This window comes from Candidatus Spongiihabitans sp. (assembly GCF_965247905.1).
Classification (GTDB): domain Bacteria; phylum Pseudomonadota; class Gammaproteobacteria; order Arenicellales; family Poriferihabitantaceae; genus Spongiihabitans.
In genome coordinates, this window is sequence record NZ_OZ252047.1 from 2,651,225 (window position 1) to 2,664,077 (window position 12,853).

11 protein-coding genes are annotated in these 12,853 nt (G+C 54.8%); 3 read left to right on the forward strand and 8 right to left on the reverse strand.

Annotated features, from left to right (window positions below):
• Window position 1 precedes the first annotated feature (1 nt).
• Window positions 2–847 (forward strand): ABC transporter permease, encoded by an 846-nt coding sequence (locus tag ACP158_RS13605; RefSeq protein ID WP_424946649.1) that lies wholly within the window; start codon window positions 2–4, stop codon window positions 845–847.
• 10 nt (window positions 848–857) lie between these two features.
• Window positions 858–2,519 (forward strand): ABC transporter ATP-binding protein, encoded by a 1,662-nt coding sequence (locus ACP158_RS13610; RefSeq protein WP_424946650.1) that lies wholly within the window; start codon window positions 858–860, stop codon window positions 2,517–2,519.
• A 45-nt stretch (window positions 2,520–2,564) separates the two neighbouring features.
• Here ACP158_RS13610 and ACP158_RS13615 read toward each other — a convergent pair whose 3' ends face one another.
• From ACP158_RS13615 to ACP158_RS13645, 7 genes are all read right to left on the reverse strand, one after another.
• A complete protein-coding gene (locus ACP158_RS13615; RefSeq protein ID WP_424946651.1) occupies window positions 2,565–3,449 on the reverse strand; it encodes a 3-keto-5-aminohexanoate cleavage protein in 885 nt (294 codons plus the stop codon).
• Between the two features lie 94 nt (window positions 3,450–3,543).
• On the reverse strand, window positions 3,544–4,455 hold the full coding sequence (locus ACP158_RS13620) for a DMT family transporter (RefSeq protein WP_424946652.1): 912 nt from the start codon (window positions 4,453–4,455) through the stop codon (window positions 3,544–3,546).
• On the reverse strand, window positions 4,442–5,278 hold the full coding sequence (locus ACP158_RS13625; protein ID WP_424946653.1) for a tetratricopeptide repeat protein: 837 nt from the start codon (window positions 5,276–5,278) through the stop codon (window positions 4,442–4,444). The genes ACP158_RS13620 and ACP158_RS13625 overlap by 14 nt, the downstream gene beginning before the upstream one ends.
• A gap of 168 nt (window positions 5,279–5,446) precedes the next feature.
• A complete protein-coding gene (locus tag ACP158_RS13630) occupies window positions 5,447–6,265 on the reverse strand; it encodes a class II aldolase/adducin family protein (protein ID WP_424946654.1) in 819 nt (272 codons plus the stop codon).
• Between the two features lie 224 nt (window positions 6,266–6,489).
• On the reverse strand, window positions 6,490–8,574 hold the full coding sequence (fusA, locus tag ACP158_RS13635; protein WP_424946655.1) for an elongation factor G: 2,085 nt from the start codon (window positions 8,572–8,574) through the stop codon (window positions 6,490–6,492).
• A gap of 135 nt (window positions 8,575–8,709) precedes the next feature.
• Window positions 8,710–9,489, reverse strand: coding sequence for a co-chaperone DjlA (gene djlA / locus ACP158_RS13640; RefSeq protein WP_424946656.1), 780 nt, complete (start codon window positions 9,487–9,489; stop codon window positions 8,710–8,712).
• Between the two features lie 38 nt (window positions 9,490–9,527).
• Window positions 9,528–9,863, reverse strand: coding sequence for a BolA family protein (locus tag ACP158_RS13645; RefSeq protein ID WP_424946657.1), 336 nt, complete (start codon window positions 9,861–9,863; stop codon window positions 9,528–9,530).
• 97 nt (window positions 9,864–9,960) lie between these two features.
• Between ACP158_RS13645 and ACP158_RS13650 the strand changes: the two genes are divergently transcribed.
• Window positions 9,961–10,656: a DUF3047 domain-containing protein gene (locus tag ACP158_RS13650; protein ID WP_424946658.1), complete on the forward strand. Its 696-nt coding sequence runs from the start codon at window positions 9,961–9,963 to the stop codon at window positions 10,654–10,656.
• A 141-nt stretch (window positions 10,657–10,797) separates the two neighbouring features.
• On the opposite strand, the gene ACP158_RS13655 is transcribed toward ACP158_RS13650, so the two are convergent.
• Window positions 10,798–12,849 (reverse strand): dipeptide ABC transporter ATP-binding protein, encoded by a 2,052-nt coding sequence (locus ACP158_RS13655; RefSeq protein ID WP_424946659.1) that lies wholly within the window; start codon window positions 12,847–12,849, stop codon window positions 10,798–10,800.
• Window positions 12,850–12,853 lie beyond the last annotated feature (4 nt).

The following is a 12,853-nucleotide window of genomic DNA, read 5'->3' on the forward strand; positions in this document are numbered from 1 at the left end:
GATGAAGATCTTGTCTGCAATTTGGGATGACCTCAATTTGAGCGCCCGCATTGGTCTGGGCATCGTCTTGTTTTTCACGACTTGCGCCCTGTTCGCGCCTTGGCTGGCGCCGTATGGCGAGAGTGAAATTGTCGGCGATGTCTGGGAACCGCTCGGGTTGTTTTTTTGGGGCGAGTTTTTCTTTGGCACCGACCAAATCGGACGCGACCTGTTATCACGCCTGATTTTCGGCGCGCGCAACACTATGGCATTGGCCATCGTTTCGACCGCGGTTTCGTTCACTGCCGGCGCCATACTCGGATTTGTCGCCGCCACCATGGGCGGCCGCGTCGATCAAGCGCTAAGCCGTATCGTCGACGTGTGCATTTCGATTCCAACGCTGATTGCCTCGCTCATCGTCCTGTCCGCCGTGGGCACTGCGACTCATACTCTGATATTGGTCATCGGCATCATTTACGCCCTGCCGGTATTTCGCATCGCGCGCGCGGTGGCGATGGACATCGAAGTGATGGACTATGTTGAAGCCGCCCGGCTGCGCGGCGAGGGCTTGTGGTGGCTGATGCGCAAGGAAATCCTGCCCAATGCATTGACGCCGTTGGCGGCCGAGTTCGGGGTGCGTTTTTGCTTCGTGTTTTTGCTGATCGCCAGCCTGAGCTTCCTCGGCCTCGGCCTGCAGCCGCCATTGGCCGACTGGGGCGCGATGGTGCGCGGCAACGCCGATGGCATTGCCTGGGGATTTTTGCATCCGATCATACCGGCCGCCTGCATCGCCTTGCTGACCATTGGCATCAACCTGCTGATCGATCGTTGGGTGCACAAGGCCAGCGGCTTGCGGGATGATCAATAGGGTGGACGCGATGAACGCAAAACTGCTTGAAATCAAGGACCTGTTGATCGAAGCGGATATCGATGGCGAATGGAAGCCGATCGTCAACAGCCTGTCGATGACCCTGGATCGCGGCGAAATTATCGGCTTGATTGGCGAGTCCGGCGCCGGTAAATCAACCTTTGGGCTGACCGCGCTGGGATACACCAAGCCCGGCTGCCGCATCGTGTCGGGCTCGATCAAGCTCGATGGGGTCGAACTGGCCGGAAAATCCGACGCCGAGTTGCGCAAAATTCGCGGCAACCGGGTGGCCTATGTGGCGCAGAGCGCGGCGGCCTCGTTTAATCCGGCGCACACGCTGGTCGAGCAGTTCGCCGAATCGCCGGTGCAGCACGGCAAAATGAACATGGCCGAAGCGCGCAAGCGCAGCGTTGAAATGTTCCGGCTACTTGACATGCCCGACCCCGAGAACATTGGCGAGCGCTATCCGCATCAAGTATCGGGCGGGCAGCTGCAGCGCGCCATGACCGCGATGGCGCTGGGCTCCGACCCGGACATTATTATTTTTGATGAACCCACCACCGCGCTGGACGTGACCACGCAAATCGAGGTGCTGGGCGCCATCAAGGAAGCGGTGAAGGCGCGCAATGTCGCCGCCATTTACATCAGCCACGACCTGGCGGTGGTCGCGCAAATGGCGGATCGCATGATGGTGTTGCGTTACGGTGATTTGATTGAGGAAGGCGATGCGCGGGAAATGCTGGCAAATCCAAAGCAGGAATACACGCAAAAATTGCTCAATGTTCGCGCGCAGCGCGTCGGCAGAACTGGCCTAGATGAGGAAGACATTCAGTTAAATGTAGAGAACATTACCGCCAGATATCCGGGCACGAACATCGATGTGCTGACCAATGTCAATGTCAATGTTGTTAAAGGCAAGACGGTCGCTATCGTGGGCGAATCCGGCAGCGGCAAAAGCACGTTGGCGCGCGTGATTACCGGCCTGCTGCCGCCCAGTCAGGGGTCGGTGAAATTTCATGGCCGCGAGTTGACGCCGACGCTGAAGACGCGGCCGAAAAAAGACCTGCAATCGATTCAGATGATTTACCAGATGGCCGACGTGGCGATGAACCCGCGCCACAAAATCAAGGATATCATCGGGCGTCCGCTGGAATTTTATCTTGGCATCACCGGCCAGCAACGCGACGAGCGCGTGCTCGACTTGCTGCGCAAAATTGAAATTCCCGAAGACTACGCCGAACGCTACCCGATGCAATTGTCGGGCGGCGAGAAGCAGCGCGTCTGCATCGCCCGCGCGCTGGCCGCCGAACCGGAACTGATTATTTGCGACGAAGTCACCTCGGCGCTTGACCAACTGGTCGCCGAAGGCATTCTCGATTTGTTGCTCGACCTGCAAAAAGAGCTGGACGTGTCGTATCTGTTTATCACGCATGATCTGGCCACGGTAAAGGCCATCGCCGATGAAATCGTGGTGATGTATCAGGGCGGCGTGGTCGAACAGGGCACCAAAGCCGACATTCTTGCGCCACCCTATGCGCCGTACACCGAGTTGCTGCTGTCGTCGGTGCCGGAAATGGATCCCGATTGGTTGGACAATTTAGTGGAAAAAAGACGGCGTGGCGAAGTGCCGACATCAGAATCACTTGGGGCAGAATCACTCGGGCAATCCTGAGAAAACACCTGGAAAATACTTGCCCTCTCCGGCGTTTATTCAGGCCTACTTTTTGTTCAGGCCTAATTTTTTTCGGGCTTCGTCCGCCGACAACACTTTCGCGCCCAGGCGCTCGATAATCTCTACCGCGCGTTCAACCAGCATACCGTTAGTCGCCAGCACGCCGCGGTCCAGATAAATGTTGTCTTCAAGACCGACCCGGCAATTGCCGCCCAATATCACCGCCTGCGCCACCATCGGCATCTGCATCCGCGAAATTCCAAACCCGGCCCAAAGCGCGTTGTCCGGCAATGCCTGCTTCATTGCCACCATGGTCTCGGTGTCAGCGCCGGCGCCCCAAGGAATCCCTAAACACAATTGAAACAGCGGCGGCGCATCGATCAAGCCTGCTTCGATCAACGCGCGCGCCAGCCGTATCTGCCCGAAATCAAAAACCTCAAGTTCGGGTTTGACCCCCAACTGCTGCGTGATTTTCGCCATCGCCCGTAAATAAACCGGGGTGTTGAGGTAAAGATCTTTTTCATTGCCGAAGATCATGGTGCCGCAGTCCAGGCTGCAGATATCCGGCAGACATTCAACCACATGCGCCAATCGCTCTTCGGGGCCTACCATGTCGGTGCCGGGGCCGGGCATGGCCGGGTCGGCATCGCTCGGCACCCAATCGCCGCCCATGCCGGCGGTCAGGTTGATGATGACATCGACGCCGCTGTCGCGCACGCGATCGACCGCTTCCTTGAACAACGCCGGGTCGCGCGAGCCTTTGCCGGTTTCGGGGTCGCGCACATGGATATGGGCGACCGCGGCGCCGGCGCCGGCCGCCTCAATGGCCGCATTGGCGACTTGCTCTGGCGTAATCGGTATTAAATGACTTTTACCGGTGGTGTCGCCGGCGCCGGTAACCGCGCAAGTGATGATGACTTCGTTATTCATAATGCTGACCGTTGGCTAGTGATTGAGGGTAAATCAGGAATTTTAGCAGAACAAATTAATTGCGGCTTCATGCTGTTGTTTAGCGCTCTGCTGTTTAGTTGATTCCAGCCACCGTATTGTTGGTGCGTTCGGATAGCCAAATTCCGCCGAGAACCAGCGCCAGGGCAATGCCGTGATAGGCTTTGAACGGCTCGCCCAATATCGAAACCGCCAGAATGGAGGCGAAAATGGGCACCAGATTCACGAATATTCCAGCGCGCCCGGGTCCGATGGCGGCAACCCCTTGAATAAAAAAGATTTGCGCGAGAAATGACGGAAACAAGGTGACCAAGGCAACGATGATCCAGCCTTTTGCGGTCGGCCATTGCAAATTTCCCAGCAGCAATTCAACCGCGCTCAATGGGATGGATGCGATAAACGCCGAGAACGCAATGACCGAAAACACGCTTAAAGACGACACCGAGGCAAATCGCCTAAGCGCCAGCGCGTAGCCTGCGGCTAACAAACAAGCAATGATCATAAGATAATCGCCGCGGTTCAAGGTGAGCGAGGTCAGCCGCTGCCAATTGCCGGCGGAAGCGACCAGGCCGACCCCGATGATGGTCAGGGCCACGCCGATTATTTGTAATGAAGATGCTGCCGTGCGGTGGATGACAAAGGCGCCGATCAGCACGAATACCGGGATCGAGCCTTGAATAATGCCCATATTCAGCCCGGATGTGGCATGGGCCGCCATATAAAACAACGCGTTGAACGTGGTGAATCCCAGCGCGCCCATCAACAAAAGAGTGGCAAGATCGCCGCGCAGCCGGCCCCAGTCGCGCGCCAATAATTTGTTGGCGAATATCAACAGCAGCAATACTGCGCCCAGCCAACGCAGACTCACCAATAACAGCGGCGACACCTGTCCAACCGCCAACTTGGCGAATATCGTGTTGCAGCCCCAAAAAAATGCGGTGGCCGATAACAGCGCATACGCTCTTGGCGTTGCCTTAGCGGCCGGCATATTTATTTTGATTCCCTATGAATTTTTCCATGCTCTTGTTCGTGGGAAATTGATGTTTCTTCACCAACGGATGCGACTCGCCAAGCAATGCGAATATGGCCATGGTCGAGCGTATCGCCCTGGATTTTACCCGATGATTTTCGGATTCCCGCAACGATGTTAGTGTTTGCAAGGCGGCATCGAATTCATCGTTGACCAGATGACGCGCCGCCATCTTGAACTTGACCTCGGCGTCGTCAGGATTCTCAATGAGATTTTTCTGCAGCGTTTTGAGATCCGGCGCCAACTGCGCCATGCGAATCATATCCAAGTGCGTATAAAGCAACTCTATCTCCGGATCCTGCATGGCCTGGGCCGGCAGTTTATCCAAAATGGCTGCCGCCTTAAGCACTTCACCGTTTTCAACCCACCGCTTTGCTTTATCCAGTTGCGCTCGAAATCGGGAGCGTTCGCTTGATCCGGAAATAAGGGCATGGCGTGGCCGCGGCAGCGCTTTTTCAATGGCAGAGCGAAAATGTTTTTCGGAATAAGCGCCGTGAATCGTATCAATAATTTTCTCTCGGAAATAAACTTGCACCGTTGGGATGCTGATCACCCCTTGGTCATTGGAAAAATTCTTGAACCGATCGGTATCAATCAGCATCAATAAAAATCGGCCGCCGTAGTCATCCGCGAGTTTCACCAGTCGCGGCAATAACTTCATGCAAGGCGCGGCATGTTCCGACCAATGATAGAGCAGCACCGGCCCCTTTATTGAATTTTCCAGCACCATGGCATTAAATGACTGCGGGGTAATGTCGAAAATATAATTTTGCCCGGTCATTTGCACGGCCATTTTAATGGTGTGGCATTTTTCCAAAAAGCGCCGGAAGGTTCAAGATATGGCGCAAGATGAGCGCTTTTGCATAGCGCGGGAGATCGTTTTGCGCTCTGCGGTCAGCGCGATATCCGCCATCGCTTCACCCATGTCGGACAGATTTTGAAAAAACCGTCATTGCTTGTAAGCGGGATCCTGCCGATCCAGCATCCTGATCACCGCCTCCCATGAGCGCGTCACAAAATCCCCCGGGGCTTGTGGCGGCGGCGCGCCATAATCATTGAGTTGTTTGACCGCGCCGGCTTCCGGCAGCCAGTGTTTGGCGCCGGAACTCATCACATCCACTTGCACCTTGCAGGCGTTTTCCAGCGTGTATAGATGGTAGAAAGCTTCTGCGACCGTTCTCCCAGCGGCGAGCAGTCCGTGGTTGTGCATGATCATCAACCATTTGTCCGCCATATCTTCGCCGAGTTTTCGGCATTCTTCTTGATTGCCTGGTTGATTACCCGGCTGATCACCCGGCTGATCACCCGGCTGATCATTTGGCACCACCCCATATTTGTGATAGCACACGATGCCGCCGACTTCGTTGGCTTGTTGGGTCAACGGCAACAAGCCGCATTCCATGCAGGACACCGCCATGCCCGCCCGCGTATGGCTATGCAGCACCGCATTCACATCCGGACGGGCTTTCAGGATGGCGGTGTGAATCGAGTGACCGGCCGCATTGTACGGGTAGTCTCCTTGCAGGACATGGCCTGCAAAATCAACCTTGATCAAATTACTGGCGGTGATTTCGGAGAACAGCAAGCCGTAAGGATTGATAAGGTATTGATCGCCATGCTGCGGCACGCGCGCGCTGAGATGCGTGAAAATCAGGTCGGTCCAGCCGTAATGGACAAACAACCGGTAACAGGCCGCCAGATCTTGTCTGACCCGCCATTCTTCATCGCTGAATTTATTCGCGGGAAATTTTGCAGCCACCACTTTCATACCGATACCCCTACTAACTATCTTTAATCAATTATAATTGCAAAAAGGCGCCAGCGGTACCTGAACTTATACCGCATGGGAGATCGCTTCGGGATTTCGGCATCTTTGCCTGAGCATTGACCTGAGCATTGACCTGAGCATTGACCTGAGCATTGACCTGAGCATTGACCTGAGCATTGGCATAAGCATTGACCTGAGTTTGCCTGAGCGCCTGTTGATGCGGATTACTTTGCGGCGTTTCTTTCCCGCGCCTCCTTAATCACTTCTTCGGCCACATTCTTCGGGCACGGCATGTAGTGAGAAAATTCCATGGAAAACTGGCCGCGCCCGGACGTGATGGTGCGCAAATCGCCGATGTAACCAAACATATCCGCTAACGGAAGATCGCCCTTGATGCGCACCCCCGCAGGACCGGCATCCTGCGACTTAATCATTCCACGGCGGCGATTTAGATCGCCGATCACGTCGCCAACATGCTGTCGCGGGGTGAACACATCCACTTTCATAATCGGTTCCAGCAGTTGCGGACCCGCTTTAACCATGGATTGACGATAGGCCGCCCGCGCCGCCAACTCAAACGCCACCGCGGATGAATCCACGGCGTGGAACGCGCCATCCGTTAAGGTTACTTTGACATCGATGCAAGGATAGCCGGCCAAGACGCCGAGCTCCATGCATCCGGCAAAGCCTTTATCGACTGCCGGCCAAAATTCCCGCGGCACATTTCCGCCGGTTACTTTGGATTCAAACAGGTAGCCCGAGCCGACCTCTCCCGGTTCGATGATGTAATCGATTCGTCCAAATTGACCAGCGCCGCCGGTTTGTTTTTTGTGCGTATATGTGTCTTCGACTCTTTGGGTAATGGTTTCACGATAGGCGACTTGCGGCTTGCCGACTTCGACGTCAACTCCGTGCGTGCGCCTGAGCAAATCCACTTTGATGTCCAAATGCAACTCGCCCATTCCTTTGAGAATGGTCTCGCCGCTGTCGACGTCGGTCACGACATGAAACGATGGATCCTCCCATATCATTTTGCCGAGGGCCACGCCCAGCTTCTCCGAAGCGCTTTTGTCTTTAGGATTCACCGACATGGAAATGACCGGGTCCGGGAAAACCATTGGCTCCAGGGTTGCGGGATGGTTCGGGTCGCACAGCGTATGCCCGGTCTTAACATTTTTCATCCCTAACACGGCGACAATGTCGCCCGCTTGAGCCGAACTGCGCTCTGCGCGGGAATTGGCATGCATTTCCACAATCCGCCCAATGCGCTCGGTTTTGCCCGTGGCGGTGTTTAACACATTCGAGCCTTTGCTAATCCTGCCGGCATAAATACGCAGAAACGTGAGCGCGCCGAATCGGTCATCCATTATTTTAAAAGCCAGGGCGCGCAATGGTTTTTGCGGATCAACGATGGCAAATTCTCCTGTTTCATTGCCCTCTAAATCAGTTTCCGGCTGCGGCTTGACTTCCATTGGATTGGGCAGATAATCGACCACCGCATTGAGAATCAATTGAATCCCTTTGTTTTTAAATGCAGAACCGCAATAAGCGGGGAAAAAATCCAGCGCAATCGCGCCCTTGCGGACACAGGCTTTCACCGTATCGATATCCGGTTCCTCGCCATCGAGATATTTTTCCATCGCGTCATCGTCGTACTCAAGCGCGGTTTCAATCAACGCTTGGCGATAGCTTTCCACCTGAGCGACCATATCCGCGGGCACTTCCTCGATGTGGTAGTTTTCAGGATCGCCGGATCCATCCCAAATCCAGGCTTTGCGGGTCAATAAATCAACCACGCCGGTAAAGTCATCTTCGATGCCTATGGGCAAAACCATCACCAACGGCTGCGCGCCAAGCACTTGCTTGATTTGCGCGACCACGCGATAAAAATCAGCGCCAATGCGATCCAGTTTATTGACGAAAATAATGCGCGCGACTTCTGAATCATTGGCATAACGCCAGTTGGTTTCAGATTGCGGTTCGACGCCGCCGGAACCGCAAAACACCCCAATGCCGCCGTCCAGCACTTTTAATGACCGATAAACTTCAATGGTGAAATCAACATGGCCCGGCGTGTCAATAATGTTCAAGCGATGCTCATCCCAAAATGCGCTGGTCGCCGCAGACTGTATGGTAATGCCGCGCTCGCGCTCCTGATCCATGAAATCCGTGGTCGCTTCGCCGTCGTGCACCTCCCCTATTTTGTGAATCTTGCCGGTGAGGCTTAATATTCTCTCCGTCGTGGTCGTTTTGCCGGCATCCACATGCGCGAAGATGCCGATATTTCTATAATGTGATAATTCTGTCATGGCTTATTGTGTTGAATTTGCTCTAAATTTGGGTGACCACGCCCTGCCTGACCGCCTTTCCAAAGCGGGCGGATGATACAACAAAAACCGGTGCGGTTGTGAAACTGCGCCAACCGCGCGCGCGGTCATTCGCTCTTATGAATCTCCTTTATGAATGTCCTGGACTCGTTGCCATGCCATGCGAATTTCATGGGTTTTTTCGTTGGCCAGTTTCACCATCTCTGGCGGCAGTCCTTTGGATACCAATTTATCCGGATGATGCTGGCTGAGTAATCGGCGATAGGCTTTTTTGATTTCATTGAATGGGGTTTGGGGGGTCACGCCCAGAACTTTGTAGGGGTCAAGATCGGCGCCTTTTTGGGTCGGTTGGGAGCCGCCGCGAATCATTTCAATGATCGTTTGCAAATCGGAATGCCGAAAACCTAAGGCTTGGGCAATCTCGCGCAAGATGATGTTTTCCTGCGGATCTAATCGGCCATCCGCGAATGCCACTTGCACCTGGATTTCGAGAAACATGCGCAACAAAGTGGAGCGGCGATGACATTCCTGGCGAAACTGCATCAAAACGCCGACCAGATCGAATTCCGGGCGCTTGCCGCGATCGAATAATTTGATGGCCGCTTTTTTCTGCGCCTTGCCCAACTGCATATGATTCATTAATTGGTTGGCCAGTGATATCTCATCCGCTGAAACCTTGCCGTCCACTTTGGCGATATGCCCCATGACCGAAAAGGTCGCGGTGAAAAATGCCGCCTGAGTGCGCTCCTGATCGCCGGGAAAATAACGTTGGCGTTGATCGCTTTGGCTAAAACCTCGGTCTATCCGGTGCCCTAATGACGCCCCTAACAGCGCGCCGATTGGTCCGCCAAGAAGAAATCCAAACGTGCCGCCGACAACTTTTCCCCACCATGCCATAATTTTATTTCGCTTTAGTGTTCACGAGCATCATCGCGTCATCGCGAACTTTTGTCGCTTTTCGAGCCGCCGAGGCAAGGCGGGGAATCCGGGGTTGGTCCGCCCTGCTCGAACCACTCGTCCGGGGTCAGGGTATGCAACGCCAGCGCGTGGATGGTTCCGGCCAACTCCTCGGCCAGCGCGGCGTTCACCATACGATGGCGGGCGACCGGCGTTTTGCCCGCAAATTGCTCGGACACCACGGTGATGTTAAAATGCGACTCGGCGCCGTCCGGGACGTTGTGCATAAAGCTTTCATTCGCGACCGCGAGGTGGGTCGGCGAAAACCGGCGCAACTTTGCGCGAATGGCGGACTGGACTATGTCGTGGTTCATGATAGGGTTCATTCGTAATTTTACAGCAGTTCAATCATAACTGTCGCTGTCAACCGTATCGCTTGATTGACAGGAGTCTATCAGATAGCATGTATTAATGAATAGATTATCGCGGATTCTCGGAACCTTGGCGCTGGGCTTGTTGTTTGGCTGCGCCGGGGAGAAGCCGGAACCGTTGGTCGGGAACGGCGAAGATGCGTTGATAGTGATGGATTTCTCCGTCGCCAAGCCGTTGCATCCGCTACCCAATGATTGGGTAAAAAACGAATTTTTTACGCGAGTGCCGATGAAGTATTCGTTTGGCACCTATCAAGGTGTCCCGGCGATGCGTTTCGAGACCGATAATAGCGCATCGATGTTGGGTCGGGACCTGGATATCGATTTGGCTCAGTACCCGATCCTGACCTGGAAATGGTTGGTCGAGGTGCCCATCACCAGCACGGTCAGCGAAAAATTGCCCGAGGGCGACGATCATCCGGCCCGTCTGTTGGTGACGCTCAAAACTGCCAAGGGAGAGCCTCGAGCCTTTGAAATCATCTGGGGGAACAAGGAATTTCGTGCCGGCCAATACAAAGTCATCGGTGATTTTCATCATTACACCGCCAATGGCGGAGACCCGAAATTGGTTGGACGCTGGTTCGAGGAAAGGCTGGATCTGCGGGAGATCTACCGCAAAATTTGGAAAGATGGCGAGCAGCCTCGTCTGACACATATCGCGGTATTTTGCGATTCAGACGAAACGGATACGCGGTCTGTCGCCTGGTTTTCGCATATCACATTGCGTACCAGATAGTCACAGCCCGGCCTCAATATCCGCGCCCGATTCTCTCATACATATCAATCTCAACGCGCGGGCGCGATGATCTTTCGAACATCATGCCCATCCTCTCGTCCATACTCTCAAATAAAACTCAGGATTTAATATTCAGTTTACTTAAGTCGCAGGCGCAATACCGGTCTGTTTCTGCATAGCCCGCAATTCATCAAGGGGGATATGGCAGGCGATGGCGTGGTTTTGATCAGCAAGCCGCCAGGGTGGTGTTTCACGGTCGCATATCTCTCCAATTCGCCTCGAACAACGCCGTTGAAACGGGCATCCAGACGCGGGCGGCGAGAGTTCAAGGATATCTTCGGCCACCAACCTGGGCGCAGTGCCGGGATCAGGTTCCAGCACCGCGCCGAGCAGGGCTTCCGTGTAGGGATGAGCAGGCAAGTCATATACTTTTCCCGCAGGTCCTAGTTCACATAGCCGGCCCTGGTACAGCACCGCCACCCGATCGGCCACAGCACGGACCACCGACAGGTCATGGGAAACAAAAATATAAGTGGTCGTCCGGTCTGACTGAAGTTCGGTTAGCAACTCGAGCACCGCCGCCTGAACCGAGACATCCAGGGCGGAGGTTACCTCATCGCACAAAACCAGATCCGGTTCGGCCGCGAAAGCGCGTGCCACTGCAACACGTTGCTTTTCACCACCGGATAGCTGGCTGGGAAGATGCCCGATATAATCCACCCGCAGACGCACGCGAATCAGCAAGGCTTCGATACGCTCACGCAATGCCTCGCCCTGAAGCCCAAAGTAAAGTTTCAGGGGTTGAGCCAAAATCTCGCCCACTGTCTGGCGCGGATTTAGGGAAGAGTCTGGATTTTGAAAAATAAGCTGTATTCTTCTCAAGGTGTCTGGTGCGCGATTATCGACGGAAGTATTCAGGTTTGTGGTCGTTTCAAACTCAATGGAACCTTTCAACAGCGGTTGCAAACCAGCAATCGCCCGCAGCAGGGTCGACTTGCCACTTCCAGATTCGCCCACGAGTCCAATAGTCTCGCCTTTGCGAATAGTCGCATCAACCCTATCGACCGTCGGCGGAACCCTTGATTCATGTCCCCGAATTTTTTCAAAAAAACCGGGTTTGCAATAACTGATGGCCACATCTTCGAGCCGTAAAATGATGTCCGCTTGATCCGGATTGATGCGCTTGGGTCGATTTGGCGGTTCAGGAGGCGAGAGCTGTTGCAGGCGCTGATGAAAATGGCAACGCACCCTTTCTCCGGCTATCCCGGCTTCTAATACTGGCCGCTCATCGCGGCAGCGTTGTTCAGCCAAGGGACAGCGATCGACAAACCCGCAACCATTCCCGGCTGCACCCGGAGCCGGCGGTCGCCCGGGCATTGCAGCTGGCACAAAGGCTTGGCTTAATCGTGGAATTGATGAAAGCAGCCCGCGTGCATAGGGGTGACCAGGGTGCTTCAGCACCCGACGCACTGTGCCACTAAGGATTATTTCTCCCGCGTACATGACCACGACCGAATCACAGACTTGGGCGATAGCCCCCAGGTCGTGACTGACATAAACCATAGCCGTTCCGGTCTCTGCCGCCAGCGCGCGCAACAACGCCAGCACGTGCGCCTGCGTGGTTACATCGAGTCCGGTGGTTGGCTCATCCAGCAATAAAACGTCCGGTTCACCCGCCAGCGCCACGGCAATCGCAACACGTTGCTGCTGTCCGCCAGAAAGCTCGTGCGGGTAGCGCGCCAACAGGATCTCCGGCTGTGGCAGACGAACTTGTGTCAGGACTTCAATACAACGCCTGCGCCACTGATCTTTTGAGAATTTGGTGTGCAGCAACAAGGCTTCATTGATCTGTTGCCCAATCCGCATTGTCGGCGTCAACGACTGGCCGGCATTCTGCGGAATCAGAGCCAAATCGCCGCCGCGAATAGCTTCCAGCGCTTTATGGTCGAGATCGAACACATTGTGTCCCTTAAAATCACTTTCCCCGCCCAATACGCGCAAGCCGGTTTTCAGGTAACCCATCATGGCCAGGGCCAGCGTGCTTTTGCCGCAACCCGACTCGCCCACCAGTCCAATCGTATCCCCGGTGCGCAGCGACAGATCGATGTTGCGCAGGATTGGCAGCGTGCTGCCCGCACGACTGGTAAATCCGACGCTGAGATCTTTTACCTGAATCAGCGGGTCATTCGGCATAAAT

Coding starts and splice junctions, on each gene's coding strand:
- ACP158_RS13605 (WP_424946649.1), top strand. CDS start 2: ATGAAGATCTTGTCTGCAATTTGGGATGACCTCAATTTGAGCGCCCGC.
- ACP158_RS13610 (WP_424946650.1), top strand. CDS start 858: ATGAACGCAAAACTGCTTGAAATCAAGGACCTGTTGATCGAAGCGGAT.
- ACP158_RS13615 (WP_424946651.1), bottom strand. CDS start 3,449: ATGAATAACGAAGTCATCATCACTTGCGCGGTTACCGGCGCCGGCGAC.
- ACP158_RS13620 (WP_424946652.1), bottom strand. CDS start 4,455: ATGCCGGCCGCTAAGGCAACGCCAAGAGCGTATGCGCTGTTATCGGCC.
- ACP158_RS13625 (WP_424946653.1), bottom strand. CDS start 5,278: ATGACCGGGCAAAATTATATTTTCGACATTACCCCGCAGTCATTTAAT.
- ACP158_RS13630 (WP_424946654.1), bottom strand. CDS start 6,265: ATGAAAGTGGTGGCTGCAAAATTTCCCGCGAATAAATTCAGCGATGAA.
- fusA (WP_424946655.1), bottom strand. CDS start 8,574: ATGACAGAATTATCACATTATAGAAATATCGGCATCTTCGCGCATGTG.
- djlA (WP_424946656.1), bottom strand. CDS start 9,489: ATGGCATGGTGGGGAAAAGTTGTCGGCGGCACGTTTGGATTTCTTCTT.
- ACP158_RS13645 (WP_424946657.1), bottom strand. CDS start 9,863: ATGAACCACGACATAGTCCAGTCCGCCATTCGCGCAAAGTTGCGCCGG.
- ACP158_RS13650 (WP_424946658.1), top strand. CDS start 9,961: ATGAATAGATTATCGCGGATTCTCGGAACCTTGGCGCTGGGCTTGTTG.
- ACP158_RS13655 (WP_424946659.1), bottom strand. CDS start 12,849: ATGCCGAATGACCCGCTGATTCAGGTAAAAGATCTCAGCGTCGGATTT.